General features: G+C 61.3%; 29 protein-coding genes. 13 read left to right on the top strand and 16 right to left on the bottom strand.

Annotation, left to right across the window (positions count from 1 at the left end; genetic code table 11):
• Positions 1–26: 26 nt before the first annotated feature.
• The 4 genes from AC2444_RS03275 (at position 27) to AC2444_RS03260 (ending at position 2,357) form a co-directional block, all read left to right on the top strand.
• Positions 27–614 (top strand): TetR/AcrR family transcriptional regulator, encoded by a 588-nt coding sequence (locus AC2444_RS03275; protein ID WP_012756338.1) that lies wholly within the window; start codon positions 27–29, stop codon positions 612–614.
• A gap of 110 nt (positions 615–724) precedes the next feature.
• Positions 725–1,459 (top strand): SDR family oxidoreductase, encoded by a 735-nt coding sequence (locus tag AC2444_RS03270; RefSeq protein ID WP_012756337.1) that lies wholly within the window; start codon positions 725–727, stop codon positions 1,457–1,459.
• 143 nt (positions 1,460–1,602) lie between these two features.
• Positions 1,603–1,992 (top strand): nuclear transport factor 2 family protein, encoded by a 390-nt coding sequence (locus tag AC2444_RS03265; protein ID WP_012756336.1) that lies wholly within the window; start codon positions 1,603–1,605, stop codon positions 1,990–1,992.
• 11 nt (positions 1,993–2,003) lie between these two features.
• Positions 2,004–2,357, top strand: a complete 354-nt coding sequence (locus tag AC2444_RS03260) for a DoxX family protein (protein WP_012756335.1) — start codon at positions 2,004–2,006, stop codon at positions 2,355–2,357.
• Positions 2,358–2,456: 99 nt separating this feature from the next.
• Here the strand turns inward: AC2444_RS03260 and AC2444_RS03255 are convergent, their stop codons facing one another.
• Both AC2444_RS03255 and AC2444_RS03250 read right to left on the bottom strand, forming a co-directional pair.
• Complete coding sequence (locus tag AC2444_RS03255; protein WP_011650769.1) at positions 2,457–2,942, bottom strand: peroxiredoxin; 486 nt, start codon at positions 2,940–2,942, stop codon at positions 2,457–2,459.
• 81 nt (positions 2,943–3,023) lie between these two features.
• Positions 3,024–3,887, bottom strand: a complete 864-nt coding sequence (locus AC2444_RS03250; RefSeq protein ID WP_012756334.1) for a protein-disulfide reductase DsbD domain-containing protein — start codon at positions 3,885–3,887, stop codon at positions 3,024–3,026.
• 141 nt (positions 3,888–4,028) lie between these two features.
• Between AC2444_RS03250 and AC2444_RS03245 the strand changes: the two genes are divergently transcribed.
• From AC2444_RS03245 to AC2444_RS03235, 3 genes are all read left to right on the top strand, one after another.
• Positions 4,029–4,634, top strand: coding sequence for a YqgE/AlgH family protein (locus AC2444_RS03245; RefSeq protein ID WP_012756333.1), 606 nt, complete (start codon positions 4,029–4,031; stop codon positions 4,632–4,634).
• Positions 4,635–4,748: 114 nt separating this feature from the next.
• The gene (locus tag AC2444_RS03240; protein WP_003584739.1) at positions 4,749–4,940 is read left to right on the top strand and encodes a CsbD family protein; all 192 of its coding nucleotides are present in this window, start codon (positions 4,749–4,751) and stop codon (positions 4,938–4,940) included.
• Between the two features lie 149 nt (positions 4,941–5,089).
• Positions 5,090–6,175: a zinc-binding metallopeptidase family protein gene (locus tag AC2444_RS03235; RefSeq protein ID WP_012756332.1), complete on the top strand. Its 1,086-nt coding sequence runs from the start codon at positions 5,090–5,092 to the stop codon at positions 6,173–6,175.
• 170 nt (positions 6,176–6,345) lie between these two features.
• On the opposite strand, the gene AC2444_RS03230 is transcribed toward AC2444_RS03235, so the two are convergent.
• Together AC2444_RS03230 and AC2444_RS03225 are read right to left on the bottom strand one after the other, a co-directional pair.
• Positions 6,346–6,912 (bottom strand): flavodoxin, encoded by a 567-nt coding sequence (locus AC2444_RS03230; protein WP_012756331.1) that lies wholly within the window; start codon positions 6,910–6,912, stop codon positions 6,346–6,348.
• A gap of 25 nt (positions 6,913–6,937) precedes the next feature.
• Positions 6,938–8,134 carry a (R)-mandelonitrile lyase gene (locus AC2444_RS03225; protein WP_012756330.1) on the bottom strand — a complete coding sequence of 399 codons (1,197 nt, stop codon included), beginning with the start codon at positions 8,132–8,134 and terminating at the stop codon, positions 6,938–6,940.
• 257 nt (positions 8,135–8,391) lie between these two features.
• On the opposite strand from AC2444_RS03225, the gene AC2444_RS03220 reads away from it, so the two are divergent.
• Positions 8,392–9,285, top strand: coding sequence for a LysR family transcriptional regulator (locus AC2444_RS03220; protein ID WP_012756329.1), 894 nt, complete (start codon positions 8,392–8,394; stop codon positions 9,283–9,285).
• Positions 9,286–9,332: 47 nt separating this feature from the next.
• On the opposite strand, the gene rnhA is transcribed toward AC2444_RS03220, so the two are convergent.
• From rnhA to AC2444_RS03195, 5 genes are all read right to left on the bottom strand, one after another.
• Positions 9,333–9,788 (bottom strand): ribonuclease HI, encoded by a 456-nt coding sequence (gene rnhA / locus AC2444_RS03215; RefSeq protein ID WP_011650766.1) that lies wholly within the window; start codon positions 9,786–9,788, stop codon positions 9,333–9,335.
• Complete coding sequence (locus AC2444_RS03210) at positions 9,785–10,750, bottom strand: homoserine kinase (RefSeq protein WP_041935467.1); 966 nt, start codon at positions 10,748–10,750, stop codon at positions 9,785–9,787. The genes rnhA and AC2444_RS03210 overlap by 4 nt, the downstream gene beginning before the upstream one ends.
• Before the next feature lie 68 nt (positions 10,751–10,818).
• A complete protein-coding gene (ispH, locus tag AC2444_RS03205) occupies positions 10,819–11,820 on the bottom strand; it encodes a 4-hydroxy-3-methylbut-2-enyl diphosphate reductase (RefSeq protein ID WP_011650764.1) in 1,002 nt (333 codons plus the stop codon).
• Between the two features lie 243 nt (positions 11,821–12,063).
• A complete protein-coding gene (locus tag AC2444_RS03200; RefSeq protein WP_012756327.1) occupies positions 12,064–12,816 on the bottom strand; it encodes an SURF1 family protein in 753 nt (250 codons plus the stop codon).
• A complete protein-coding gene (locus AC2444_RS03195; protein WP_012756326.1) occupies positions 12,809–13,189 on the bottom strand; it encodes a DUF983 domain-containing protein in 381 nt (126 codons plus the stop codon). The genes AC2444_RS03200 and AC2444_RS03195 overlap by 8 nt, the downstream gene beginning before the upstream one ends.
• Before the next feature lie 236 nt (positions 13,190–13,425).
• Here AC2444_RS03195 and AC2444_RS03190 point away from each other — a divergent pair, with 236 nt between their 5' ends.
• Positions 13,426–14,067 carry a chloramphenicol phosphotransferase CPT family protein gene (locus AC2444_RS03190; RefSeq protein WP_012756325.1) on the top strand — a complete coding sequence of 214 codons (642 nt, stop codon included), beginning with the start codon at positions 13,426–13,428 and terminating at the stop codon, positions 14,065–14,067.
• Positions 14,068–14,561: 494 nt separating this feature from the next.
• Here the strand turns inward: AC2444_RS03190 and AC2444_RS03185 are convergent, their stop codons facing one another.
• The 6 genes from AC2444_RS03185 to coxB form a co-directional block, all read right to left on the bottom strand.
• On the bottom strand, positions 14,562–15,440 hold the full coding sequence (locus tag AC2444_RS03185) for a cytochrome c oxidase subunit 3 (protein ID WP_012756324.1): 879 nt from the start codon (positions 15,438–15,440) through the stop codon (positions 14,562–14,564).
• A 61-nt stretch (positions 15,441–15,501) separates the two neighbouring features.
• Positions 15,502–16,110: a cytochrome c oxidase assembly protein gene (locus AC2444_RS03180; protein WP_012756323.1), complete on the bottom strand. Its 609-nt coding sequence runs from the start codon at positions 16,108–16,110 to the stop codon at positions 15,502–15,504.
• On the bottom strand, positions 16,107–16,247 hold the full coding sequence (locus tag AC2444_RS03175; RefSeq protein WP_012756322.1) for a hypothetical protein: 141 nt from the start codon (positions 16,245–16,247) through the stop codon (positions 16,107–16,109). The genes AC2444_RS03180 and AC2444_RS03175 overlap by 4 nt, the downstream gene beginning before the upstream one ends.
• Positions 16,247–17,197 (bottom strand): heme o synthase, encoded by a 951-nt coding sequence (locus AC2444_RS03170; RefSeq protein WP_012756321.1) that lies wholly within the window; start codon positions 17,195–17,197, stop codon positions 16,247–16,249. The genes AC2444_RS03175 and AC2444_RS03170 overlap by 1 nt, the downstream gene beginning before the upstream one ends.
• Before the next feature lie 67 nt (positions 17,198–17,264).
• Positions 17,265–18,968, bottom strand: coding sequence for a cytochrome c oxidase subunit I (gene ctaD, locus AC2444_RS03165; RefSeq protein WP_012756320.1), 1,704 nt, complete (start codon positions 18,966–18,968; stop codon positions 17,265–17,267).
• Positions 18,969–18,985: 17 nt separating this feature from the next.
• On the bottom strand, positions 18,986–19,870 hold the full coding sequence (coxB, locus tag AC2444_RS03160; protein ID WP_012756319.1) for a cytochrome c oxidase subunit II: 885 nt from the start codon (positions 19,868–19,870) through the stop codon (positions 18,986–18,988).
• Positions 19,871–20,186: 316 nt separating this feature from the next.
• Here coxB and AC2444_RS03155 point away from each other — a divergent pair, with 316 nt between their 5' ends.
• The 4 genes from AC2444_RS03155 (at position 20,187) to AC2444_RS03140 (ending at position 23,852) form a co-directional block, all read left to right on the top strand.
• Positions 20,187–20,852, top strand: a complete 666-nt coding sequence (locus tag AC2444_RS03155) for an invasion associated locus B family protein (RefSeq protein WP_017993165.1) — start codon at positions 20,187–20,189, stop codon at positions 20,850–20,852.
• A gap of 403 nt (positions 20,853–21,255) precedes the next feature.
• A complete protein-coding gene (gene tldD, locus AC2444_RS03150; RefSeq protein ID WP_012756317.1) occupies positions 21,256–22,671 on the top strand; it encodes a metalloprotease TldD in 1,416 nt (471 codons plus the stop codon).
• Between the two features lie 16 nt (positions 22,672–22,687).
• Positions 22,688–23,179: a GNAT family N-acetyltransferase gene (locus AC2444_RS03145; RefSeq protein ID WP_012756316.1), complete on the top strand. Its 492-nt coding sequence runs from the start codon at positions 22,688–22,690 to the stop codon at positions 23,177–23,179.
• Between the two features lie 340 nt (positions 23,180–23,519).
• Entirely contained in the window at positions 23,520–23,852 is a 333-nt protein-coding gene (locus AC2444_RS03140) for a hypothetical protein (protein ID WP_128440119.1), read from the top strand.
• A gap of 153 nt (positions 23,853–24,005) precedes the next feature.
• Here AC2444_RS03140 and AC2444_RS03135 read toward each other — a convergent pair whose 3' ends face one another.
• Positions 24,006–24,323: a nucleoside triphosphate pyrophosphohydrolase family protein gene (locus AC2444_RS03135; RefSeq protein ID WP_012756314.1), complete on the bottom strand. Its 318-nt coding sequence runs from the start codon at positions 24,321–24,323 to the stop codon at positions 24,006–24,008.
• Positions 24,324–24,335 lie beyond the last annotated feature (12 nt).

The raw sequence follows: 24,335 nt of genomic DNA, 5'->3' as shown, positions 1-24,335 counted from the left end.
CGCCGCATGTCAGCGTGGAGACAATCTTGGGACTTCGGGAAGATAAGAAGGATCGCACGCGAGCCCAGTTGCTCGAGGCCGCGTTGGATCTGATCCACAAGCGTGGATTCGAGGAGACCACCATTGCCGATATCGCTGCCGCCGTCAGCGTGTCGCCCCGCACCCTGCTTCGCTATTTCCCGACAAAGGAGGATGTGATCGTCAGCTGGGTGCAGGATGGCATGACGATCGTCCGTGCGGAACTGACGGAGCGGCTCGCCTCGGAGCCGCCGGTTGTCGCACTTCTTGCTGCCGCGCGGGCGATGCTTTTGGCGTTCGATGAAAAGTCGCGTTTCTTTCTCGCCATCGAGACGGCGATCCGCTCCAACAGGAGCATTTCCGCGCGAAAAGAACAGATGATCGCCGAACTGATCGACGAAGTCGCCCATATTCTCGCCTCGCCGGACAGACGGTCTCCGCTCCCTGATATTGTCGCCTATACGATCGCGGGAACGGTTTTCGCGCTCATTCGGGCATCGATAAACAGTTGGGTGGATGGCGGAGCGGCAATGTCACTCGCCGATCTCTTCGATCGCGCCGCCGGTATCGTCCACTTCGAACAAAATGTCACTTAGTGTCATTTGTCATTGACAGACATAATTTCCCATGCAATTTCACGATGCGTTGCTGAGCAACGTCATTGCAAACAGCCTCGCCTTGCGAGCGCGCCTGCTTGGGAGATAGAATGTCCACACATCAAAAGATTGCGCTCGTCACCGGCGCGACCCGCGGCCTTGGTTTTGAAACGGCTCGACAGCTCGGCCGGGAAGGCGTCTTCGTCCTTCTCGGCGCACGCGATCTTGCCGCAGGCCAAGCAAAGGCCGAAACATTGCGTGCAGAGGGATTGGCGATCGAAGCGATCGAGATCGACCTCAATCGCCCTGAGACGATCGACGCTGCCGCATCATCGATCGGCGAGCGGTTCGGCAGGCTCGACATCCTGATCAACAATGCGGGAATCCTGCTGCTCGACACCGACGATTTCCCCAGTATGGCGTCCATCGAAACCCTGCGCGAATCCTATGAGGTCAATTTCATCGGAATGGTGATCGTGACCCAGAAACTGTTGCCGCTGATCCGCAAGGCGGTGAGTGGGCGCATCGTCAACCTTTCCAGCAGCGTGGGTTCGCTTTGGTGGACGGGCGATGCAAATAATCCGTCCCCCGACGTCAAATGGCTTGGCTATGCCGCCTCCAAGGCGGCGGTCAACATGCTGACCGTGCAGCTTGCCCTTGAGCTGAAAGATACGCCGATCAAGGTCAACGCGGTCTGCCCCGGCTATGTCATGACCGAATTGAACCGAGGCGGCGGCTACATCACGATCGAAGACGGCGTTCGCGCCCCGGTCAAATATGCTTTGCTTGATGATGCCGGACCGACCGGCCAGTTTTTCAACACCAATGGCCCGATCAACTGGTGACGGCCCGCGGCCCCGCGCTTGGATAACCCGGCATGCGCCGGACCGTTCAGCGACACGGGGATGTTGCGTCCTGAGAACGCGGCATCCGCCTTTTCGCCGCGATCGCGAATTCGCACCCCTTCCCCTTTCAAGGACCATGAAACATGAAACCAACGACCGATGACATCGTCGAGATCGACCAGATCCTCTCGCTCTGGGCACACCTCGTCGACAATCATGCGTGGGACAGGTTCGGTGAAGTCTTTACCGAGGATGCACATTTCGACGCGGGCGTTTTCGGCTTTGCGCCGGTCACAGGCATTGCAGCGATCTGCCATATGGCCAGCCAGGACGGCCATGCGACGGCCCATCACACGACGAATGTGCACGTTCAGGAAGGCGCGGGCGACGAAATCGTCGCCGTCTCGAAGGGCCTTGGTCTGTTGTCGAACGGGGCAGTGGCGAGCGTGACCTATACCGACCGGCTGCGGCGGACGCCGGAGGGCTGGCGTTTGGCGCGCCGCACTCTCGCGCTCCAAGCGCCGTCGCATTGAGGTCGCCCCCTATGTCTCTCGTCAACCTATCCCTGGCAAACGTCATTGCCTGGCTGCTTGCAGCCTTCTTCTTCGTCGGCGCCTATGGCAACACTTTCGTCAGCCCCGAAATTGCCGCGGACTACGCCCGCTGGGGCTATCCGGAAAGCTTTCACTATCTGACCGCCATCTGTGAATTCACGACCGCGGTCATGCTCATCTTCAAACCGCTCCGCCTCTACGGTTCACTGCTCGGAAGTGCGGTGATGCTGGCCGCCGCGGGCACGGTTCTGTTCCACGGCGAATATGCTCATGCAATTCCGCCCCTGGTGGTGCTGGGTTTTTGCGGGCTCGTCGCTGTTCTGACGATGAGGCGAGCAGGATGATGCCCGCATCCGGCAGCAGGGGCCGCCCGAGAGCGAGCCGATCACACAAGTGAAAAGGGCGACCGAACGGCCGCCCCTTCATCCATCAGGAGTGAACGCTCAGAGCTGTTCCAGCATCGCGGCAGCGCCCGAGACGGTTGCCTGGCCGGGGCTTTCCTCGACGTTGAGGGCTTTCACCACGCCGTCCTCCACCAGCATCGAATAACGCTTGGAGCGAAGGCCGAGGCCGCCGGCGGAGAGGTCGGCGTCGAGGCCGACGGCCTTGGTGAAACCGGCATCCCAATCGGCGAGGAAGTGGATCTTGCCCATGCCGCCGGATGATTGCGCCCAGGCGCCCATCACGTGCCAGTCGTTGACGGCGACGACGGCGATGTCGTCGACGCCCTTGCCGAGGATGGTGTCGCGGTTTTCGAGATAACCCGGCAGGTGGTTCAGCGAGCAGGTCGGCGTGAACGCGCCCGGCACGGCAAAGAGCACGACGCGCTTGCCGGCGAAGAGCTGATCGGTGGTGATTTCGACCGGGCCGTCAGCCGTCTTTTCCTTGAAGGTGGCGGCAGGAAGCTTGTCGCCGATCGCGATGGTCATGGTTTTCTCCTTGAGTTCTGGATTGGGAGTTCTGCTTGACGGCGGGCGCCGCAGGGGATCGGAGGCGACTATAGGAGCCCGTCATTGAAAGGCAAGTGTGGTCTCCATCGCCCTCTCGCCGTCGATGACCAGCACGCCCCAGCGCTTGCCGGATATGTCGTAATTCTCAGGCAGTTTGCCGATGGTGACATCGACCTTGAAGGTGGCGCCGTCGCGCTTGCCGCCGATCTGCTTGGTGAAGGCATGGCCGCTCGGGCCGGTGACGATGATATCCGGCGCGTCCGTCCCCTCGCCAGGCCCCTCGCCCGGCCCCCCGCCCGGCAGAGCGAGTGTCAGCGACAGCGTCTTCCTGTCGGGCGACATCGCATGCGCCGTCACGTCGAAATCCGGCGATGGCGGCTTCGGCAGCCTCGCATCGGCGGCCTGAAGGATCCCCTCCTCTTGCGGGTGCGACTGGATGGCGGGGCCAAGCTTCAGCTGCAAATTCGCCTGGAAGGGAATGCAGATATCCTTGCAGATGCCGATGAAGGCGGCAGCATCGATCGCAACCGGGCCTTTGCCGGCCGCCGTCAGCGACAGCGGCAGCGTCACCGGCGCGTCATAGGCGATATCCTCGATCGCGCCGTTGAAAAAATGCTTCGGAACGGGATAGGCGATGGCATCGAGCGTGACGCCGCTTTCCGCCGCGACAGTGATTTGGGGCGGAATGCCATTGCCGCCGGGTTCTTTCCAATAGGTGATCCAGCCGGGCTTCGGCTCGATCTGAAGGGCGGCGCGGATTTTGCCGGCGGCATCGGGGGCGAGCGCCACGAGGCGCATGCGGCCGCCCTCGTTGTCCGCCCAGGCGCTCATTTCCGCATGGGCGGAATAAAACGGGAGAAGGGCTGCGACCGCTGACACAACCACGATCAAAAGCCTGCGCGGGCCTGAGGAAATAACCATCATGGAACAAAGGTTTACCGAATGTGCCGCTTGGCCGCCAGAAGTCGCGGCGATTTAAATCTTCATTTTCAGTTGATTGATGTGTGACATTGGCCCATGTTTCTCTTGTCGAGGCCTTGGTGCGGTCTAGCAGCAGGAGGAACGATGTCCTTATTGACGCTGAAGAACAGACGGGAACGTGGCTTCTTCGATGGCCAGTTCCTCATCGCCATGCCGGGCATGGAAGACCGCAATTTTGCGCGCACGGTCATCTACATCTGCGCGCATTCGGATGCCGGCGCCATGGGCTTCGTCATCAACCGGCCACAAAGCCTCACCTTCACCGATGTGCTGCTGCATCTCGACATGATCAAGCAGGAAGATTCGATCGTGCTGCCGAAGCGGGCGCGCGACTTCCCGATCCAGACCGGCGGCCCGGTGGAAAGCGGCCGCGGCTTCGTGCTGCATTCGGACGATTATGCCAGCGACTCCTCGATCCCCGTCAGCGACGACATCTGCCTGACGGCGACGCTCGATATCGTGCGCGCCATCTCCAAGGGCGATGGGCCGACGCGGGCAACGATGCTGCTCGGCTATTCCTCCTGGGCGGCCGGGCAGCTCGAAAGCGAAGTCGTCAACAATGGCTGGCTCACCTGCCCGGCCAATGAGGAATTGATCTTCGACCGCAGTCTCGACGACAAATACGAGCGGGCGCTCGCCGGCATGGGCGTGACCGCTGCGATGCTTTCGGCCGAAGCCGGCCACGCTTAAGAGACTGGCCTGACGATCGCTGACCTGACGGCAGCGGGAACGAATAGCCGCGAGTGACGTTTCATTTCGGCAAGCATGGACAAGAAGCCCATGCCGACCAAGGAGACATCACATATGGGTAGCACCAGCGACAAGATTTCCGGTAAGGCAAACGAAATTGCCGGCAAGACCAAGCAGGCCGTCGGCAAGGCCGCGGACGATCGCGAAATGCAGGCCAAGGGCGCTGTCCAGGAAGCCAAGGGCAAGGGACAGGTCGCAACCGGCAAGGTCAAGGACAAGCTCAAGGGCGCCGTTGACCGGCTCTGAGCGACAGCACTAAGACGCCCAAAGGACGCTGTGCTTCCGATTTAAGGAATGCGCAGTAGACGCTCATCCTTTATCACCATGCCTGTTGCGCCCCTCGCGCGGCAGGCATTTTTAGTCTGCCACCCTCATGCTCTGCAGAGATTGACCCAATGAAGCTTTTTGCCTGCGACAACTGCGATCAGGTCGTCCACTTCGACAACCGTCGATGCGTGCGTTGCAACCATCGCCTCGGCTTCCTGCCCGGCGATCTCGCCATGCATGCGCTGGAACCGCGCGACGAGACGCTCTGGCAGCTCGTTTCCAATCCCGACCGCGACGTTCGCTTCTGCGCCAATGCCAGTCTCGATATCTGCAACTGGCTGGTGGACGGCGACGGCGAGAGTGAATTCTGCGTTGCCTGCCGCCACAACCGGCTGGTTCCGAACACCGACACCCAGGACGGCATCGATCGCTGGCGGCGCATCAGCCAGGCCCAGCGTCATCTGTTTTATTCGCTGCTGCGCTGGAAGCTGCCGCATCCGGATCGGGCGCAAGACCCGCAAGGCGGCCTGGTCTTCGATTTCCTCGAGGATTCGATAGAGAGCAACGGCTATGTCGTGCCGGCTATGACCGGCCATGAGGAAGGCCTGATCACCATTCGCGCCGCAGAGGCCGACGATGCGACGCGCGAACAGGCGCGCAGCTCGATGAACGAACCCTATCGTACGCTGCTCGGCCATTTCCGCCACGAGGCCGGCCATTTCATCTGGAACAAGCTGGTGCGCGATCGGGGCGGCCTTGCCGATTTCCGCAGGGTCTTCGGCGACGAACGGCAGGATTATGCGACAGCCCTGCAGACCCACTATGCCGGCGGCGCGCCCTTGGGATGGCAGGACGATTTCATCAGCGCCTATGCGGCATCACACCCCTGGGAGGATTTCGCCGAATGCTTCGCGCATTACCTCCATATCGTCGATACGCTCGAAACGGCGCGCGCCTTCGGCATCGCCATCGATCCGCGCGGCCATGAGGAAATATCAGGCGAGGTGGATTTCATCCCCTACAGGGCAAGAAGCGCCGAACAGTTGGTCAGCGCCTGGGTGCCGCTCAGCATCGCGATCAACGCCATCCAGCGCAGCATGGGCCAGCCCGACTCCTACCCCTTCGTGCTGTCCACGCCGGTCGTGGCAAAACTCGAATATCTGCACCGGCTGATCCAGGGCGCGGCGACGGCGCCGCAGCAGCGGGCGGCGTGAGCTACTGGAAAGCCGTCGCATCGCTGCCGTGAGGCGCCGCAATATCCCACCGTCGGGTGAGTGCCCGCCTGACGGAAGCCGACCCGCTATCCCGCTGCACCAGCGGGAAATTTGGGTTGGAACCGATCCTCACCCTCCGTCATCCCAGGCCCTGTGGAGCTAATTCTTATTCAACCCAGCCAGCTCCTCACCTGTTCCATCGTCCGGCGTTCCTGGTCCGCTTCCAAGGAAAACGGCGGCTCGATCGTAGCACGCGGCGCCAGGGAGCTGATCACTTCAAGGCTGTTTCCAAGGCCGTAACCGCCATGAGTGATGAAGGGGCGGATGATCTTGCCCGAAAGATCATGAGACCGCAGAAATGAGCGGATAACAGGCGGTGCCGTTGTTCCCCAAATCGGGAAGCCCAGGAAAATCTCCCGATACTGATCGAGGTTGGCAACCAGTTGAACCAAGGGCGGGAGGAAGCCTTGCTCGGTTTCCCGGCGAGCCTGGGCAACAGTTTCCTCATAGTCTTCCGGATAGGGCTCGGCCGGCTGAAGTTCAATCAGCGCGGCCTGCCGTGCCCGGCGGACCTGCAGGGCAATGACCCGTGTGTTGCCTGTCCGGGTAAAATACGCGACCAGCGTGTTCGCGGACGGAGTTTGCTGAGCCCCAGCGCCTGCGGAGGTCATAGCCAGCCCGATCGCCGCCAGGGGCAGCGATGTGAGAAAGTGCCGGCGTGCGCTCGATTTCTGCATGCGCTTTTTCCTCGCAGCTTGTCGGTCAATTATCGGCCTGGCGACCTTGGCTATAGTCCTCGGCAGCGACTTTCTCCATCCAGGTCACGCTGTTACCGTCGAGTGCTTCCGATACCGCAAAATGCACCATCGCTTGATCAGCCGACGCACCGTGCCAGTGTTTTACCATCGGGGGGATCCAGACGATGTCACCCGGTTCCATGACCTGGACCGTGCCGCCTTCCTTCTGGACCCAACCTCGGCCGGAAACGACAAACAGCGTCTGACCGAGCGGGTGCGAATGCCAGGCCGTATGGGCGCCGGGTTCGAAGGCAACCGTGGCACCGCCAATGCGGGCAGCGCCATCACCCTTGTAAGCGGCCGATACCTGGACCTTGCCGGTGAAACGCTCGGCTGGACCGCTTACCGGTTGGCTGCCGCGTTTGACCACCTTGATATCTGCTTCTGCCGGATTGCTCGCGGCGGAAGCTTGACGGCTGGCGAAGACGGTTTTGAGAACCGGCACTGCCGACATGGCGCGAGGCCAACCGGCATAGAACCCGGCGTGGGTAATAGCTTCAGCTGCCTCTTGCCGGCTGAGACCGTTATCCATGGCGCGGTTGAGATGGAAGGCCAGTTGGTCAGACTGCCCCATCGCCACCAGAGCGGCCACCGTAACCAGGCTGCGATCGCGGGCCGACAGATCCGGGCGCTGCCACAGATCGCCGAACAATGCCCGGTTTGTCAGGTCGGCAAGCGCCGGCGCGGTAGGCGCCACCTCGGCGTCGACGGACGCGCTGCGGGCGGCTTCCGTTGCGGCATCGAACTGAACGCGTGTGTCATCGCTGTCCGCCACGGGCGCGATCTTCAGCTCGTCAAAAACCTTCTTGATCTCCGTCACAGCCGATATCGCATTGGGCCAGCCGGAATAAAATGCGAGATGCGTGACGACCTCGCCGACTTCCCTCGGCTCGATACCATTTTCGAGGGCGCGCTTTACATGGTTGGCAAGGACGTGCCCCTTGCCGGTTGAGATCAGTACCGAAATGGTGACCAGGCTGCGGTCGCGCGGGCTCAGATCGCCGCGCTTCCAAAACTCGCCGAACAGGACGTCATCCGTGAAATGGCCAAGGCCAGGGGCGACCTGATAGACGGCCGGCGGAGCGACGCGGGGGTTCTGCTGCGCTTCGGCGCCTGCGGCTGCGAATGCCGAGATGGCAAGGCTTGCGGCGACGGTTTTCATGGTGATCTCCTTGTTGACTGTCCGCTCCGACATAGGATCGGAGGACACGCCGGATTAGGCATCGGATTCCGAAAGGGGCTATATCCGCCATTCATGAAAGGGGCGGCCTGCGGGACGCCGCTCCGCTGGGCAGTTGGTCCGCGGGCCTTTGTTCCTGGCGGATCAATAGGCCGCTGGCTGTCGAGGAGAATTTACTCCTGGCTGATTACTCCGACTAGATGCTAGGATCAAAATGGACTTATATTGAGGATTCATGAATGAAGCGCGATGAACTGGGTGACCTGGCGGCCTTCCTGACGGTCGCTGAAGAACGAAGCTTCACACGTGCGGCCGCGCTGCTGGGGACCTCGCAATCGTCCCTCAGCCATACAGTGCGCCGACTGGAAGATCGCATGGGCCTCCGGCTCCTGACGCGGACGACCCGCACCGTTGTTCCAACCGAGGCCGGAGAGCAGCTGGCCGAAACGCTGCGGCCTGCGTTCAATGATATCCGCAGCCGGCTGGATGCACTTGGCGCTATGCGTCATGCGCCGGGAGGCACGATACGCATCACTTCGATCCGGCATGCCGCAGAAACGATCCTCATGCCTGCCGTAAAGGGATTGATGCAGTCCTACCCGGATATCAACATCGAGATCTCTGTCGACAGTCGGCTGATTGATCTTGTGAACGAGCGCTTCGACGCCGGGGTCCGACTTGGGGAGCATATCGAAAAGGATATGATCGCGCTCAAGATCGGACCGGAAATGCGGATGCTGGTCGTTGCCTCGCCGGATTATTTCGCACGGAACCCGAAACCGGCCACGCCGCATGACCTGACGCAGCACCGCTGCATCAATCTCAGGCTTGCAACGGTTGGCGGCTTGTACGCCTGGGAGTTCGAAAAAGACGGCAAGCCGCTGAATGTTCGTGTTGAAGGTCAGTTCATCTGCAACGACGTCCCGATGATCGTCGATGCGGCGCTCGGTGGTTTTGGTCTGGCATGCCTGCCAGACGATTACCTGCTGCCGCTGATCCGTGAAGGAAAACTGGTGCCCGTGCTGGAGGACTGGTCACCGCCATTTCCTGGATATCACCTTTATTATCCGAGCCGACGCCTTGCTTCCCCCGCATTCTCGCTTCTGGTGAATGCATTGCGTTATCGCAGTTAATTTCGCGCTCAATGTCGCCGAGACGCGTAAAGGCAAATGCGCAGGACTTAAAACGAAACCGCCTTGCCCTTCTTGAAAGGCTCCATGCCCTTGCGGGCGAGTTCGTCGGCGCGTTCGTTTTCCGGGTGGCCGGCGTGGCCCTTGACCCAGTGCAGCGTCACCTTGTGGCGGTCACGGGCCGCCTCCAGCGCCTGCCAGAGTTCGGCATTCTTCACCGGCTTCTTGTCAGCGGTCTTCCAGCCGTTTTTCTTCCAGCCGAAAATCCACTTGGAAATGCCGTCCTTGACATAGGCGCTGTCGGTATAGAGATCGACCTCGCAAGGGCTCTTCAAGGCCGACAGCGCCGAGATCGCCGCCAGCAGTTCCATGCGATTGTTGGTCGTATCCGCCTCGCCGCCGCAAAGCTCCTTTTCGACATCGCCATAACGCAGCACCGCGCCCCAGCCGCCGGGGCCGGGATTGCCGGAGCATGCGCCGTCAGTGAAGATATCGACGTGTTTCATAGGCTCAATCCGTATTCGGCGGGCGATTTGATCTGGCGGTGGAAGCGCAGCTTGCGGAGATATTCGAGCGGATCCTTTTTGGTGACCATGGCGCCCTCCGGCGTCGTCAGCCAGTCATAGAGCCGGGTCAGGAAGAAGCGCAGCGCAGACCCGCGCGACAGCACCGGCAGGGCTGCGATTTCGGCCTCGCTCAGCGGCCTGACGCTCTGGTAACCCTCGAGCATCGCCGTGCCCTTGGTGATGTTATAGGCGCCGTCCTTCTCGAAGCACCAGGCATTCAGGCAGATCGAGACGTCATAGGCGAGCAGGTCGTTGCAGGCGAAATAGAAATCGATCAGGCCGGAGAGCTGGTCACCGAGGAAGAAGACGTTGTCGGGGAAGAGGTCGGCGTGGATGACGCCGGCCGGCAGGCCGCTCGGCCAGGCGGCGGAGAGGAAATCGAGTTCGCTGCGGATCTCGGTCTGCAGGCCGGACTCAACCTCGCCGGCGCGCGCTTCGGATTTCTCCCACAGCCCCCGCCAGCCGTCGATCGACAGCGCATTCGCCCGCTTCAACTCGAAACCATCGCCGGCCACATGCATCTCGGCCAGCGCCTTGCCGACTTCGCGGCAGTGTTTTGCCTCCGGCTTTCTCAGCCACATGCCTTCGAGGAAGGAGATCAGCGCCGCCGGACGGCCGGACAGTGAGCCGAGCAGCGCGCCATCGCGGCGCGGCAGCGGCAGCGGGCAGGACAGGCCGCGGGCGGAAAGATGCTGCATGAAACCGAGGAAGAAAGGCAGGTCGCTCTTTTCCACCCGCTTCTCATAGAGCGTCAGGATCAGCGGATCCCTGGAGGTGTGAAGCAGGAAGTTGGAGTTTTCGACGCCTTCGGCAATGCCCTTGTAGGAGAGCAGCGTGCCCGCGTCATATTCCGTCAGGAACCATTTCAGATCGTCTTCGGCGATATCGGTATAGACTGCCAAGTGAGGTCTCGCCTTCATGCCTGTTGATATTGGATTTGCCGGAGTGGACGCCAGGCCGAAAGGCCGATCTAGCCGTTGACGAAGGCCATGTCGGCTGCCGTCAGCTCGATATTGCGCAGTTCGCGGTTGACGAGGAAATTTTCAGTTTCCTGCACCGTTTCGGCCAGTTCGACGCGGGCGTCGAAGCGGGCGCGGAAAGCCTCGATGATCTCGTTGACGATGACCTCGGGTGCCGAGGCGCCGGCCGAGAGGCCGAGCGTCGAAATCGCGCCGATCTCGTCCCAGTCGAGCTCGGCGGCGCGCTGCACGAGGATGGATTTCTTCGCCCCTGCCCTGAGCGCCACTTCGACGAGGCGCTTGGAGTTGGAGGAGTTCGGCGCGCCGACGATGATGAAAAGATCGCAGCCGGGCGCTGCCTGCTTCACCACTTCCTGGCGGTTGGTCGTCGCATAACAGATCGAATCCGCTGCCGGCGCCGTCAGGTTCGGGAAGCGCTCGTGCAGGCGGGTGATGACGCCGGCCGTATCGTCGACCGACAGCGTCGTCTGGGTGACATAGCCGAGATTGTCGGGATCGACGGGGACATAGGCGTCGGCATCCTCGATCGTCTCGATCAGCGATACCGATCCCTCCGGCAGCTGACCCATCGTGCCGATCACCTCGGGATGGCCGGCATGGCCGATGAGGACGACATGGCGGCCGAGGCGATTGTGGCGCATCGCCTGCTTGTGGACCTTGGAGACCAGCGGGCAGGTGGCGTCGAGATAGAAGAGGTTGCGGCTTGCCGCATCCTCGGGCACGGATTTCGGCACGCCGTGGGCGGAAAAGACCACCGGCTGGGCGCGATGTTCGGCCGGGATCTCGTCCAGCTCCTCGACGAAGACGGCGCCCTTGGCTTCCAGCCCTTCGACGACATAGCGATTGTGGACGATCTCGTGGCGCACATAGACCGGCGCACCATAGGATTTCAGCGCCAGCACGACGATCTGGATGGCGCGGTCGACGCCGGCGCAGAAGCCGCGCGGGCCGCAGAGCCTAATCGTCAAAGGAGGTTTCGCCGCAATATTCATGTCTGTTCCGTCAAATTCCTCATTCCTGTGCTCGTCACAGGAATCCAGCCACGGCGCGTCGGCGCCGTGAATGACTGTCAACATCCAAGTCCACCTACCGCGCCCAAGGACTTGGGCGCACTGGATTCCTGTGACGAGCACAGGAATGAGGGAGAACTCGGCAACGTCCAGCTTCAACAGCAACGTCCCGCGTGGGGCTAAGGGACCTCTAGCCCAATATGGTCGAGAATTGAAGTGATACTATTACTGAGCTGTCTTGCCGCCCTTGCGGAACCAGGAGATCGCCACCACGACGACAAGCACGGCGGCCAGCCCGTACCAGGTGAAAGCATATTGCAGATGGTCGTTCGGCAGATCCACCTGGGTGACGCCGCCGATCGGCAGGCCGGCCGGATTGGGGGTGGAATCGGCATCGACGAAGAAGGGAATGACGATCGCTTTCTCCAGCCCGACGCTCTCGGCCATAACGTCGAGATCCTTCCAGTAGAAGATGTTCTTGGCGACGTCGTTGTCAGGCACCACCCAGGAAGGCTTGCCGGGAAGCTTTTCGCGCGCCAGGCCGGTGACGGTCTGCTGATCCGTCAGCTGGCCCTGCATGCGCATTTCCGGCTCCTTGTTGTCGAAGGGAACGAAGCCGCGATTGACGAAGAGAATGCGCCCGTCGGCAAGCTCCAGCGGGGTATAGATGTAATAGCCGGTCTGGCCGCGCCAGGTGGCGAAGAAGTGCCGCTCCTTGTTGTTGATGTAGCGGCCGGTGGCGGTGACCTTGCGGTATTCGATATCGCCGCCTGCAGCCGCCATCGCCTCGATATCGGCAAGCGGCACGGGGCTTGCTGCCTGGCGCGCGGCGATATCGGCGATAAGGCCCTCCTTCCAGTGCAGGCGCTCCACCTGCCAGGTGCCGAGCGAAATCAGGATGGCAAGGGCAATCAGCACCAGGATGCCGGTGAAAACCGGCAGCCGGCGGCGCGGCGCGGCATGGTCGATATCAGTCACTCAGGCGTCCTTCGCGGGCATTATGGCGGTATTGCATGGCGATCAGGATGCCCTTGAACCAGCGCAGCGTCAGCAGCGACAGGATAATCGTCAACGGAGCAAAGAGCAGGATATGCACCCAGATCGGCGGCTCGTAATTCACCTGCAGCCACAGCACCATGCCGATGACGATGAAACCGACGATGAGGATGACGAAGACGGCCGGGCCGTCACCGGAATCGGCGAAGGAATAATCGAGGCCGCAGGCGGCGCAACGCGGCTTTACGCCGAGCAGGCCGTCGAAGAGTTTGCCCTGGCCGCAGCGTGGGCAGCAGCCCTTGATGCCTGTTTTCACCGGATCGACGGGCGGAAAATGGGCGCTGTCCTCGTTCATTGCATTCCTTCTGGCAGCCTTGGCGGCCGCGGCCTTTTTCGATGCTGCCTTAACTCTCCCATAAATTATTCGCAGGACGAAGGGAAATGCCTGCGTGATTTCGTCCCGCCGATAGTTCCTCGCATCGGAATCGATGTGAGGAACTATCGGCAATTCAAAGTGTTACAGCGTCCTTGCCGCGTCTGAAAAGTCGCGCGGCGCTGCAATGATTCGCGCCAAACAGAAGAAGAAGACTGATGACCAATGATAGCCATTCCGTGCAGATCATTATCCTGAACGGTGCGCCGCGGAGCGGCAAATCAAGCATCGCGCGCGCGGTACAGGAACACTTCGAGGGGCCGTGGATCAACCTCGGCGTCGACAGCTACAATGCCATGACACCGAAGCGCTACCTGCCGGGCATCGGGCTGCGGCCAGGCGGCGAACGGCCGGATCTGGAAGAACTGGTGCCGTTCTTTTATGCAGCACTCTACGAATCGATCGCCATCCATGCCAGCCTGGGGCTCAATGTCATCGCCGATCTCGGCCACCATGACAGCTATTCGCAGCCACTCGGCATCCTCGGCGATTGCGCCCGGCGACTGGAAGACTTTCCCGTGCTGTTCGTCGGCGTGCGCTGTCCGATCGAGACGATCATGCAGCGGCGCGACATTGTCCAGGAGGGGCGCGAGACGCTTTATCTCAGCGCCACGGAGGACGTGCCCGTTCCTGAACCGGTGCAACGCTGGCAGGACGAGGTGCATCGGCCCGGCATCTACGACATGGAGGTCGATACCTCAGTGCTGACACCGCTCGAATGCGCCGAGGCGATCCGCCACCAGCTGGATCTCGGCATTCCCCAGCCTTCGGCGTTCGAACGGATTGCCGGCGCGCGCTGAGGCGATGAAAAGCGGGAGCCCTTACCTCGGCCGAAGAGGTTGCCGATGGCAGCCCCTCATCCGCCTGCCGGCACCTTCTCCCCGCTCGCGGGGCGAAGGAAATATGCTGCAACCTCTCGATTCCCTCTTCTCCCCAGCGGGGAGAAGGTGCCCGTAGGGCGGATGAGGGGGCCGGCGAAGCCGGTCTTTCCAACAACATTCATGCGCGATTCGACCGCGCTCGCGTCGGCATGGCGGGATAGTTGAGATGAGAGGGCCTGCCGCGTGGCCCCCTCATCCGACCCTTCGGGCCACCTTTGCCTGGGTTGAGCCACCGGTCTCAACCCGTCCTTCGGACCCCCGCTGGGGAGAAGAGGACACATGCCGCAGCCTCTCCGTTCCTCGCCCGCTCTCGCATGGCACGTCCCTCGTCTCCGGAAAGGTGCGGGCTGTCGCGGATCCCACCAACAAAAAAGGCGGGCACCAGGCCCGCCTTTTCTCAAATTTCGTTCCGATCATCCGGCTGCGACGGGTGCGCCCCAGCCGCCCCAGACGTAGATGCAGAAGAACAGGAAGAGCCAGACGACGTCGACGAAGTGCCAGTACCAGGCGGCCGCCTCGAAGCCGAAATGCTGTTTCGGGGTGAAGTCGCCGCGCAGCGCACGGATCAGGCAGACAGCCAGGAAGATCGTGCCGACGAGGACGTGGAAACCGTGGAAGCCGGTCGCCATGAAGAAGGTCGCGCCGTAGATCGAATTCTTGAAGGCGAAGGGCGCGTGGGCATATTCATAGGCCTGGACGCTGGAGAAGAAAATACCGAGCAGCACCGTCAGCGTCAGGCCCTGGATCAAGCCCTTGCGGTCGTTGTGCAGCAGCGCATGGTGCGCCCAGGTGACCGTCGTGCCCGACAGGAGCAGGATGACGGTGTTGTAGATCGGCAGATGCCAGGGATCGAGGACTTCGATGCCCTTCGGCGGCCAAGTGCCGCCGGTATAGAGCAGGCGCGAGGCCTGGATCGCTTCGTTCGGATAGAGGCTGGCGTCGAAATAGGCCCAGAACCAGGCGACGAAGAACATCACTTCCGAAGCGATGAACATGATCATGCCGTAGCGCAGGTGCAGCGAGACGACGCGGGTGTGGGCGCCCTCATGGGCTTCCTTCACCGTATCGGCCCACCAGCCGTACATGACGTAGAGCACCAGCGCGAAGCCGATGTAGAAGAGCCAGGGATTGGCGAGCTCCGCGCCGGCGACCTTGAACGAGCCGCCGTTGAGATAACGCATGTAGCAGACGCCGCCGATTGCCATGATGAAGGCGCCGAGCGAGGCGAGAATCGGCCAAGGGCTCGGATCGATGATGTGATAGTCGTGATTCTTCTGGTGAGCATCGGCCATGTCGTTATCCCCGGATGTCTTCCTTCACTCCGCTCCCGGCATAGCCGGAAACGAGCCTTGATCAAAGTTTCTTTTCAATCTTTTCCGCTCCACCCTCATTCGAAGCCACCGGCTTCGGACCCTCTTTCGGGTAGAACGTATATGACAGCGTGACCGTGTGGATATCCCTGGATTCCACGGCCTTGACGATTTCGGGATCGATGTAGAACACGACAGGCATGTCGAGCTTCTCGCCCGGCTTCAGGTCCGTTTCCGTAAAGCAGAAACATTGCACCTTGTTGAAATAGACGCCGGCTTCACCCGGCGTGACGTTGAAAACCGCCTGGCCGCGCTGGGTCTCGTTCGAACGATTCTCGGCGGTGAAATTGACCTGGATGGTCTCGCCGATCTTCGGATTGACCTCGCGCTGGACCGGCTTGAAGTCCCATTGCAGCCCGGGGGCGACATTGGCGTCGAAGGTGACGCGCATCGTGCGGTCGAGCACGACGCTCGACACCTGGTCGACGCGCTGCGTCGTGCCGTTATAGCCGGTCACCTGGCAGAAGATGCGGTAGAGCGGCACGGCGGCATAGCTCATCGCGCCCATGCCGAAGACGAAGCTCAGGCACATCATGACGACGGCGCCGTTGTTGCGGACCTGCTTCTTCGGTGCGGCGGGGTTATCGCTCATCCGGCCGTTCCCCCGCCGATCTTCACGATTGCCATCACGTAGAAGAGAACGACGAGGCCGGCAAGCACCAGCCCGAGGGCGACGTTGCGGTTGCGGCGCGACTTGAGCTGCTTTTCCGTGAGCTTGACCAATTCCATCAGAACCAACCTCCCGCATGCGAGACCAGCAGCGAGGCCAGCCGGTCGATCATCAAGGCGGAGAACACGGCGAAGAGATAAAAGATCGAGAAGCCGAAAAGCTTCTTCGCCGGGATCATCTTCAAATCGCCGTCGGGCATGCGCCAGACGGCGATGGAACAGTATATGAAGATCGCACCGAGGGCGGCGGCGACGAGGCCATAACCGAAGCTGGCGAAACCGAGGAAGGACGGCAATACCGCGCAGACGGCGGTCAGCACCGCATAGGCGACGATCTGATGCTTGGTCACCCGTTCGCCGGCAACGTTCGGCAGCATCGGCACGCCGACGGCCTCGTAGTCGCGCATCTTGAAGAGGGCGAGCGCCCAGAAATGCGCCGGCGTCCACAGGAAGATGATGAGGAAGAGAACGGTGCTCTCGATCGTCACGCTGTTGGTCACGCAGGCCCAGCCGATCATCGGCGGGAAGGCGCCGGCAGCACCGCCGATGACGATGTTCTGCGGCGTCGAGCGCTTCAGCCACATGGTGTAGACGACGGCATAGAAGAAGATGGTGAAGGCGAGGATGCCGGCCGAGAGCCAGTTGACCGCCAGGCCGAGAATCACCACCGAGAAGCCTGAAAGCACCAGGCCGAAGGCGAGTGCCTCGGAGGGTGCGATGCGGCCGGCCGGGATCGGACGGTTGGCGGTGCGGCTCATGATGGCGTCGATATCGGCGTCATACCACATGTTCAGCGCGCCGGAGGCGCCGGCGCCGACGGCGATACAGAGGATGGCGATCAGGCCGAGGACCGGATGGATGTGGCCCGGCGCCAGCACGAGACCGGCAAAGGCAGTGAAGACCACGAGCGACATCACTCGTGGCTTCAGCAATTCGAAATAATCGCGCGCACTCGCTTCCGACAATTCGCCGTCCTTTGCAAGCACCTCGTGATTGTCGATGACAGTCATCATTCCGCCCTGAATGTCTTACCATCAGGACGCCATATCGAAAGCGGCGTCCTGATGTCCGCGCAAATTACTTGATGCGCGGAAGCTGTTCCCACTGGTGATAGGGCGGCGGCGAAGGCAGCTGCCATTCGAGCGTCGTTGCACCCTCACCCCACGGATTGTCGCCGGCCACACGCTTCTTGGCGAAGGCTTCGAAGACGCCGTAGAGGAAGATCAGCACACCGAAGGCCGAGATGTAGGAGCCGATCGAGGAAACGTAGTTCCAGCCGGCAAAGGCATCCGGATAATCGATGTAGCGGCGCGGCATGCCGGCGAGACCGAGGAAGTGCTGCGGGAAGAACACCAGGTTGACGCCAATGAACATGATCCAGAAATGCAGCTTGCCGACCAGCTCGTTGTACATGTAGCCGGTCATCTTCGGGAACCAGTAGTACCAGCCGGCGAAGATCGCAAAGACGGCGCCGAGCGACAGAACGTAGTGGAAGTGGGCCACGACGTAATAGGTGTCATGCAGCGAGCGGTCGAGACCGGCATTGGCGAGCTGGACGCCGGTGACGCCGCCGACCGTGAACAGGAAGATGAAGCCGATCGCCCAGAGCATCGGCGTGCGGAACGAGATCGAGCCGCCCCACATCGTCGCGATCCAGGAGAAGATCTTCACACCCGTCGGAACGGCGATGACCATCGTCGCGAAGACGAAGTAGCGCTGTGCGTCGAGCGACAGGCCGACCGTGTACATGTGGTGAGCCCAGACGACGAAGCCGACGGCGCCGATCGCGACCATGGCGTAGGCCATGCCGAGATAGCCGAAGATCGGCTTCTTCGAGAAGGTCGAGATGATGTGGCTGACCATGCCGAAGCCCGGCAGGATGAGGATGTAGACCTCGGGGTGACCGAAGAACCAGAACAGGTGCTGGTAAAGAATCGGGTCGCCGCCGCCTTCCGGCGAGAAGAAGGATGTGCCGAAGTTACGGTCGGTGAGCAGCATGGTGATGCCGCCTGCCAGAACCGGCAGCGACAGCAAGAGCAGGAAGGCGGTGATCAGCACGGACCAGGCAAACAGCGGCATCTTGTGCAGCGTCATGCCGGGAGCGCGCATGTTGAGGATCGTGGTGATGAAGTTGATCGCACCGAGGATCGACGAGGCGCCGGCAATGTGGAGCGCGAAGATCGCAAGGTCGACCGCCGGTCCCGGCGTGCCGGTTGTCGCCAGCGGCGGATACATCGTCCAACCACCGCCCGTACCATAAGCGCCTGCCGGGCCTTCGACGAACATCGACAGCAGCAGCAGCGCGAAGGCGGGAACGATCAGCCAGAAGGAGATGTTGTTGAGGCGCGGGAAAGCCATGTCGGGCGCGCCGATCATGATCGGCACCATCCAGTTGGCGAAACCGCCGATCATCGCCGGCATGACCATGAAGAAGATCATGATCAGCGCGTGCGCGGTCGTGAACATGTTGAACATCTGCTTGGCGCCGTCGATCGCAGCGTCACCCTCATAGCCGTAGACCATCGAGGCCAGGCCGTGGAAGATCTGGATGCCAGGCTCCTGCAGCTCCATGCGCATGGCAACCGACAGCGCGCCGCCGATGATGCCGGCAATGATCGCGAAGATCAGGTAGAGCGTGCCGATGTCCTTGTGGTTGGTCGAGAACAGCCAGCGATTGGCAAAGCTCGGCTTGTGCCCGTGATCATGGTGATCGTCATGCGCGTGGTCATGATGGGCGGCGTGATCATGAGAATGATCGTCGTGAGCGGAAGGTCCAGCCATTGTCCCGATCCCCTTAATTACTGTGCTTCGGCGACGTTGACGGTCTTTGCGGGACCATCGGTTGCGGCCATGAGTGTCTTGTAGGCGCCGGGCAGGTCGCTGGCGGCTGCGGTCAGCCACTGCTTGTACTTGTCCTCGGAGACGACGCGGATGGCGATCGGCATGAACGCATGGTCCTTGCCGCAGAGCTCGGAACACTGGCCGTAGAACAGGCCTTCGCGTTCGGCCCTGAACCAGGTCTCGTTCAGGCGGCCCGGCACGGCATCGATCTTGACGCCGAAGGAAGGCATGGCGAAGGCATGGATGACGTCGGTCGGCGCGGAAGTCACGAGAACGCGGACCGTCTTGTTGACCGGCAGGACCAGTTCGTTATCGACGGCGAGAAGACGCGGATAGACCGACTTGTCTTCCTTGCCGGCGGCGGCGCGGTCCTGATCCTTCAGCAGGTAGGAATCGAAAGCCAGCGGGTTTTCGCCCGAACCTTCATATTCGTAGTTCCACTGCCACTGGGTGGCGGTCGCCTTGATCGTCACGTCAGGGTTTTCAGGCAGCGTCAGCTGCGCCGTCAGCAGGTTGAACGAAGGAATGGCGAGAAGAAGAAGCACCAGGACCGGCCCCACGGTCCAGGCAATCTCGATCAGCGTGTTGTGGCTCGTCTTCGAGGGAACCGGGTTCGCGCTGGCGCGGAACTTGAAACAGACGACGATGAGCAGGGCCAGAACGAACAGCGTGATCGGAACGATAAACCACAGGGTATATTGTTCGAACCAGTGGATTTCCCGCATGATCGGCGTTGCCGCCGGCTGCAGCGTCGCCTGCCACGGCATGGGCTGGTCGGCATATGTGCCGGAAGCAAAAAGCAGACAGACCAGCGTGGTCAGGGCTGCATAAGCCTTCTTCATCACCTTATTATCTCCCTCGAGCGCTTGACCTGCAAAATAGAACGCAGAATCCTTGCCATCTTCAGCGCTTCAAACCACAGTTTGGCATTTGCCGCAACAGGTCAGAGCAATTGTCTATGCGGCATTTTTGCTCAAAGCATAGGCAGGTCAGAACGGCAAAACATCCCAAGTTTTTCATCAGCATATGAAAAATCGGCTTTCCGGCCAATCCGCGCGCGACACATTATTTCGCAAAGGTCCAATTTCCGCCGCAGTCCCCCGGTTTTGACGGGGTGGGGCTTTTCATTTTTGGTGGGCAGCTTCAACAATAGCCGCAATGATTCGATATCCAGAGGTTTCCATGGGTTTCCGTTCCCTCGCGCAGTCGCTTCTCGTGACTGCCAGCATCGCGGCCGCAGCGACAACGCCCGTTTTCGCACAGCAACCCGCCCCGTCGCAGACCAGGCCGCCCGCTTCCACGCCGGCGCCGACCCCTGCTCCGGCGCCGCAGCAGCCGAGTGCCGCCAAGCCGAATGTCGAACAGGTGACGCCCGGCCAGACGCAGCCGCCGGCGCCCGGCACGGTAAAGTCCAATCACGGCGCATGGTCTGTCGTCTGCGACAAACCGGCAGGCGCTTCGACCGAACAATGCGCGCTGATGCAAAACGTCATCGCCGAGGATCGGCCGGAGGTCGGGCTTTCCGTCGTCGTGCTGAAAACAGCCGACCGCAAGTCGAAGATTCTCCGCGTGCTGGCACCACTTGGCGTGCTGCTCCCGAACGGCCTCGGGCTCAATGTCGACGGCAAGGATATCGGCCGCGCCTATTTCGTCCGCTGCTTTGCCGACGGCTGCTACGCCGAGGTCGTGCTCGAGGATGAGTTGCTGAAGACCTTCCGCAGCGGCGCGCAGGCAACCTTCATCGTCTTCCAGACCCCGGAAGAAGGCATCGGCATCCCCGTCGACCTCAAGGGCTTCGCCGAAGGTTTCGACGCTCTGCCGTGAGGTCAATTGGCAGCTTCCGTGGGTCCGCCCCTCATCCGCCTGCCGCCACCTTCTCCCCGTAAACGGAGCGAAGGTGGCATATCGCGACCTCTCCGTTCCCCGCCCATCTCTCGCAGGGCACGTCCCCTCGCCCCGTTTTTACGGGGGTCCGGAGGACGGGTCGAGACGGGTGGCTCGACCCCGGAAGGTTAGGGTGAGGGGCGGATATTTTCTCGGCATTTCGAACAAATCAGCTCTCAAAGTGATTATGTAAAAAAGCCGCGTCGCCACACAGCGCAAAGCGATGGGAACGCTCACATCCCTTTAAAAAAAGAATAATTCGACGGCGGGGCTTCACTCCTTATTATGTGGAGCCCTATCTAGGGAGTCAGTGCACTCCTGAACGCATGCTTGGAGCCATACCATGACCACCGATCTCCTGACGCTTTTCGATGCCGATGAAGCGACGATGCGCAAGCACGTGGCCGAGGCCCTGTCCGGTGCCGATGACGGCGAATTGTTCATCGAGCATGCGCAGGCGGAAGCGCTGACCTTCGACAATGGCCGGCTCAAGGGCGGCAGCTTCAACACCGAACAGGGTTTCGGCCTGCGCGCCGTTGCCGGCGAAGCGGTCGGTTATGCCCATGCCGGCGATCTCTCGGTGGCGGCGCTGAAGCGGGCGGCCGATGCCGTCGGCGCGGTGACACGCGGCTATTCCGGCTCCTATGCGGCAGCACCCCAGGGCACCAACAAGAAATTCTACAGCGACGAGAACCCGATCGGCCAGCCGAGCTTCGAGGAGAAGGTCAAGGTCCTGCAGGACATCGACGCCTATCTGAGGGGCAAGGATGACAAGGTGCGCCAAGTGACGGCCTCGGTTGCCGCAAGCTGGCAGGTCGTCGACATCCTGCGCGCCGACGGACACCGTGTGCGCGACATCAGGCCGATGACGCGCATCAACATTTCGGTGATGGTCGGCGAAGGCGATCGGCAGGAGAGCGGCTCCTATGGCCACGGCGGGCGCATCGGCTTCGGCGATTTCATCGCCGAAGGCAGCTGGCAATACGGCGCCGACGAGGCGCTGCGCCAAGCGCTCGTCAACCTTGAGGCGATCGATGCGCCGGCGGGCACGATGGACGTCGTTCTCGGCTCCGGTTGGCCGGGCGTGATGCTGCACGAGGCGGTCGGTCACGGGCTGGAAGGCGATTTCAACCGCAAGAAAACCTCGGCCTTTTCAGGCCTTCTCGGCCAGATGGTCGCCGCTCCCGGCGTCACCGTCGTCGATGACGGCACGATCGACAATCGCCGCGGCTCGATCACCATCGATGACGAGGGCACGCCGTCCGCCTACAACGTGCTGATCGAAAACGGCAAGCTCGTCGGCTATATGCAGGATCGGCAGAATGCCCGGCTGATGGGCATGGCGCCCACCGGCAACGGCCGCCGCCAGGGCTATTCCCATGTGCCGATGCCGCGCATGACCAACACCTATATGCTCGGCGGCGACAAGACGCCGGAGGAAATCATCGCCTCGGTGAAGAAGGGCATCTATGCCGTCTCGTTCGGCGGCGGCCAGGTGGATATCACCTCCGGCAAGTTCGTCTTCGGCTGCACCGAGGCCTATCTGATCGAAAACGGCAAGGTCGGCGCGCCGATCAAGGGCGCGATGCTGATCGGCAACGGCCCGGATGCGATGAAGCGGGTGTCGATGATCGGCAACGACATGAAGCTTGATACCGGCATCGGCAATTGCGGCAAGGCCGGCCAATGGGTTCCCGTCGGCGTCGGCCAACCGCATCTGCGCATGGATCAGGTGACGGTCGGCGGTACCCAGACCTGAGGCGAAAGGACCCGTCATGGCGGACGTCGAAATCAGAACCTTCACCGCCGATGACGCCGATGCCGTGCTTTCGGTGATCCTGCCGATCCAGCGCGAAGAATTCGGCATCGATATCACCGCCGATGCGCAGCCGGATCTCCGGGTCATCCCGGATTTTTATCAGTCCGGCAAGGGGCAGTTCTGGGTCGCCGTCAAGGGTGGCGCCATCGTCGGCACGGTCGGGCTCAAGGATATCGGCAACAACCAGGCGGCACTGCGCAAGATGTTCGTCGCTGCTGAGGTTCGCGGCCACGAGCATGGCGTGGCGGCGCGGCTCCTCGATCGCCTGTTTACCCATGCCAGGGAGGCCGGCCTGACCGATATCTTCCTCGGCACAACCGACAAGTTCGTCGCCGCCCATCGCTTCTACGAAAAGAACGGCTTTGCCGAGATTGCCAAGAGCGCCCTGCCCCGCGCCTTCCCGCTGATGGCGGTGGACAGCAAATTCTACCGATATAAAGTCGGCTGAAAGCTGCAGGTCACAGGTTCTATTGACAAATTGGCGGCTACGGGAACGAGTTTCCGAATCATGTTGTGTCAAAAGCGATGCCGGACGCATGTCCATAAATCGTGAAAACTCGTCGCTTTCAACAAAAGGGATGCGCAGCCGTCTAAGCAAGGAGCGCAGTTGATCCCAGCAATCATCAATAACCGGCGGGAGCAAAGTAACCAGTGTGCCGCTCACACCTGCGAGCACGTTCATCCATTGCAAGGATCGAATGAGCCCTTCATAGTTGCACTCGATTTGCGGGTGGATGGTGATGCTCCGACATACTTACAATCCAAAGGTGACGCGAGAACTCGCCGTGATGAGAGTCGTCTTCCCTTTGGTCGGATTGCTGATCTGCATCGCCATTCTCGGGTTTTATCTTTGGCGACTGCATCACTTTGAGCGCACGGTCGCAACGATAGAAGCAGTTTGGGAAGAGGAAGTTCATCGTCGTGGGGTGAAGATCGTGACGATGGCGGAACTGTCCTTCTCAAGAACGACTCCGACCGGGGAGTCCATTGTATGCCGATACAACTTTGAGATCGGCACGCCGCATGATGATTTCAACATTGGGGATAAGCTAGATATCGTGCCTGCGACCGGGACTTGCCAGCGGGCGGATATCATTGGGAAAAGCGAGCCAAACCTTTAGCGCTCTCATGCTTCAGTCAACCTAGGCCTGCCTTCTCATTGAAGAAATGCTTGATCTTTGAATGCAAGGGACGCACCTTAACGGTTGGGATCCGCCTCCAGATGTACGCCTATGACCTGTCCGAAGCTGATTGGTGGTGAGATTTCGGACCCATCAGCCCTTCGACGTCAGCGCCGGCTGGAACCGCCATTTCCGCTCGATGGCGGCGGCAAGGTCGATATCGTTGCGGCGGGCAAAGAGCAGGATGTGGCCGAGCAGGTCGGCGGTTTCGTCGGCGAGATCGCGGTCGAGCTCTTCCGGCGTCCGGTCCCTACGGCGCCCGCGGCCGGTCAGGCGGTTCCAGGCCTGGGTGAGCTCACCCACCTCCTCCTGCAGCTTCAACAAAAACCAGTCGGGGTCACGCTCGATGCCGTTGGCTGCGGCATAGGCCGCGGATGAGGTTTCGAACTGATCGGCGAGACGGCGCAGCATAGACGTTCTCCT

The organism is Rhizobium sp. WSM1328 (assembly GCF_057653715.1).
Note: the sequence above shows the minus strand (reverse complement) of the source record. Positions and strands in the feature narration are given on the sequence as shown.

What these genes read in the sequence shown, in the direction of transcription:
- AC2444_RS03255 (WP_011650769.1), bottom strand. Translation starts at nt 2,942, where the DNA reads ATGACCATCGCGATCGGCGACAAGCTTCCTGCCGCCACCTTCAAGGAA.
- AC2444_RS03245 (WP_012756333.1), top strand. Translation starts at nt 4,029, where the DNA reads ATGTCCTTATTGACGCTGAAGAACAGACGGGAACGTGGCTTCTTCGAT.
- ctaD (WP_012756320.1), bottom strand. Translation starts at nt 18,968, where the DNA reads ATGGCTGGACCTTCCGCTCACGACGATCATTCTCATGATCACGCCGCC.
- AC2444_RS03145 (WP_012756316.1), top strand. Translation starts at nt 22,688, where the DNA reads ATGGCGGACGTCGAAATCAGAACCTTCACCGCCGATGACGCCGATGCC.
- AC2444_RS03225 (WP_012756330.1), bottom strand. Translation starts at nt 8,134, where the DNA reads ATGAAAACCGTCGCCGCAAGCCTTGCCATCTCGGCATTCGCAGCCGCA.
- rnhA (WP_011650766.1), bottom strand. Translation starts at nt 9,788, where the DNA reads ATGAAACACGTCGATATCTTCACTGACGGCGCATGCTCCGGCAATCCC.
- AC2444_RS03175 (WP_012756322.1), bottom strand. Translation starts at nt 16,247, where the DNA reads ATGGAATTGGTCAAGCTCACGGAAAAGCAGCTCAAGTCGCGCCGCAAC.
- tldD (WP_012756317.1), top strand. Translation starts at nt 21,256, where the DNA reads ATGACCACCGATCTCCTGACGCTTTTCGATGCCGATGAAGCGACGATG.
- AC2444_RS03180 (WP_012756323.1), bottom strand. Translation starts at nt 16,110, where the DNA reads ATGAGCGATAACCCCGCCGCACCGAAGAAGCAGGTCCGCAACAACGGC.
- AC2444_RS03170 (WP_012756321.1), bottom strand. Translation starts at nt 17,197, where the DNA reads ATGACTGTCATCGACAATCACGAGGTGCTTGCAAAGGACGGCGAATTG.
- AC2444_RS03240 (WP_003584739.1), top strand. Translation starts at nt 4,749, where the DNA reads ATGGGTAGCACCAGCGACAAGATTTCCGGTAAGGCAAACGAAATTGCC.
- AC2444_RS03185 (WP_012756324.1), bottom strand. Translation starts at nt 15,440, where the DNA reads ATGGCCGATGCTCACCAGAAGAATCACGACTATCACATCATCGATCCG.
- AC2444_RS03155 (WP_017993165.1), top strand. Translation starts at nt 20,187, where the DNA reads ATGATTCGATATCCAGAGGTTTCCATGGGTTTCCGTTCCCTCGCGCAG.
- AC2444_RS03265 (WP_012756336.1), top strand. Translation starts at nt 1,603, where the DNA reads ATGAAACCAACGACCGATGACATCGTCGAGATCGACCAGATCCTCTCG.
- AC2444_RS03260 (WP_012756335.1), top strand. Translation starts at nt 2,004, where the DNA reads ATGTCTCTCGTCAACCTATCCCTGGCAAACGTCATTGCCTGGCTGCTT.
- ispH (WP_011650764.1), bottom strand. Translation starts at nt 11,820, where the DNA reads ATGAATATTGCGGCGAAACCTCCTTTGACGATTAGGCTCTGCGGCCCG.
- coxB (WP_012756319.1), bottom strand. Translation starts at nt 19,870, where the DNA reads ATGAAGAAGGCTTATGCAGCCCTGACCACGCTGGTCTGTCTGCTTTTT.
- AC2444_RS03190 (WP_012756325.1), top strand. Translation starts at nt 13,426, where the DNA reads ATGACCAATGATAGCCATTCCGTGCAGATCATTATCCTGAACGGTGCG.
- AC2444_RS03140 (WP_128440119.1), top strand. Translation starts at nt 23,520, where the DNA reads ATGAGAGTCGTCTTCCCTTTGGTCGGATTGCTGATCTGCATCGCCATT.
- AC2444_RS03135 (WP_012756314.1), bottom strand. Translation starts at nt 24,323, where the DNA reads ATGCTGCGCCGTCTCGCCGATCAGTTCGAAACCTCATCCGCGGCCTAT.
- AC2444_RS03250 (WP_012756334.1), bottom strand. Translation starts at nt 3,887, where the DNA reads ATGATGGTTATTTCCTCAGGCCCGCGCAGGCTTTTGATCGTGGTTGTG.
- AC2444_RS03270 (WP_012756337.1), top strand. Translation starts at nt 725, where the DNA reads ATGTCCACACATCAAAAGATTGCGCTCGTCACCGGCGCGACCCGCGGC.
- AC2444_RS03235 (WP_012756332.1), top strand. Translation starts at nt 5,090, where the DNA reads ATGAAGCTTTTTGCCTGCGACAACTGCGATCAGGTCGTCCACTTCGAC.
- AC2444_RS03195 (WP_012756326.1), bottom strand. Translation starts at nt 13,189, where the DNA reads ATGAACGAGGACAGCGCCCATTTTCCGCCCGTCGATCCGGTGAAAACA.
- AC2444_RS03220 (WP_012756329.1), top strand. Translation starts at nt 8,392, where the DNA reads ATGAAGCGCGATGAACTGGGTGACCTGGCGGCCTTCCTGACGGTCGCT.
- AC2444_RS03230 (WP_012756331.1), bottom strand. Translation starts at nt 6,912, where the DNA reads ATGCAGAAATCGAGCGCACGCCGGCACTTTCTCACATCGCTGCCCCTG.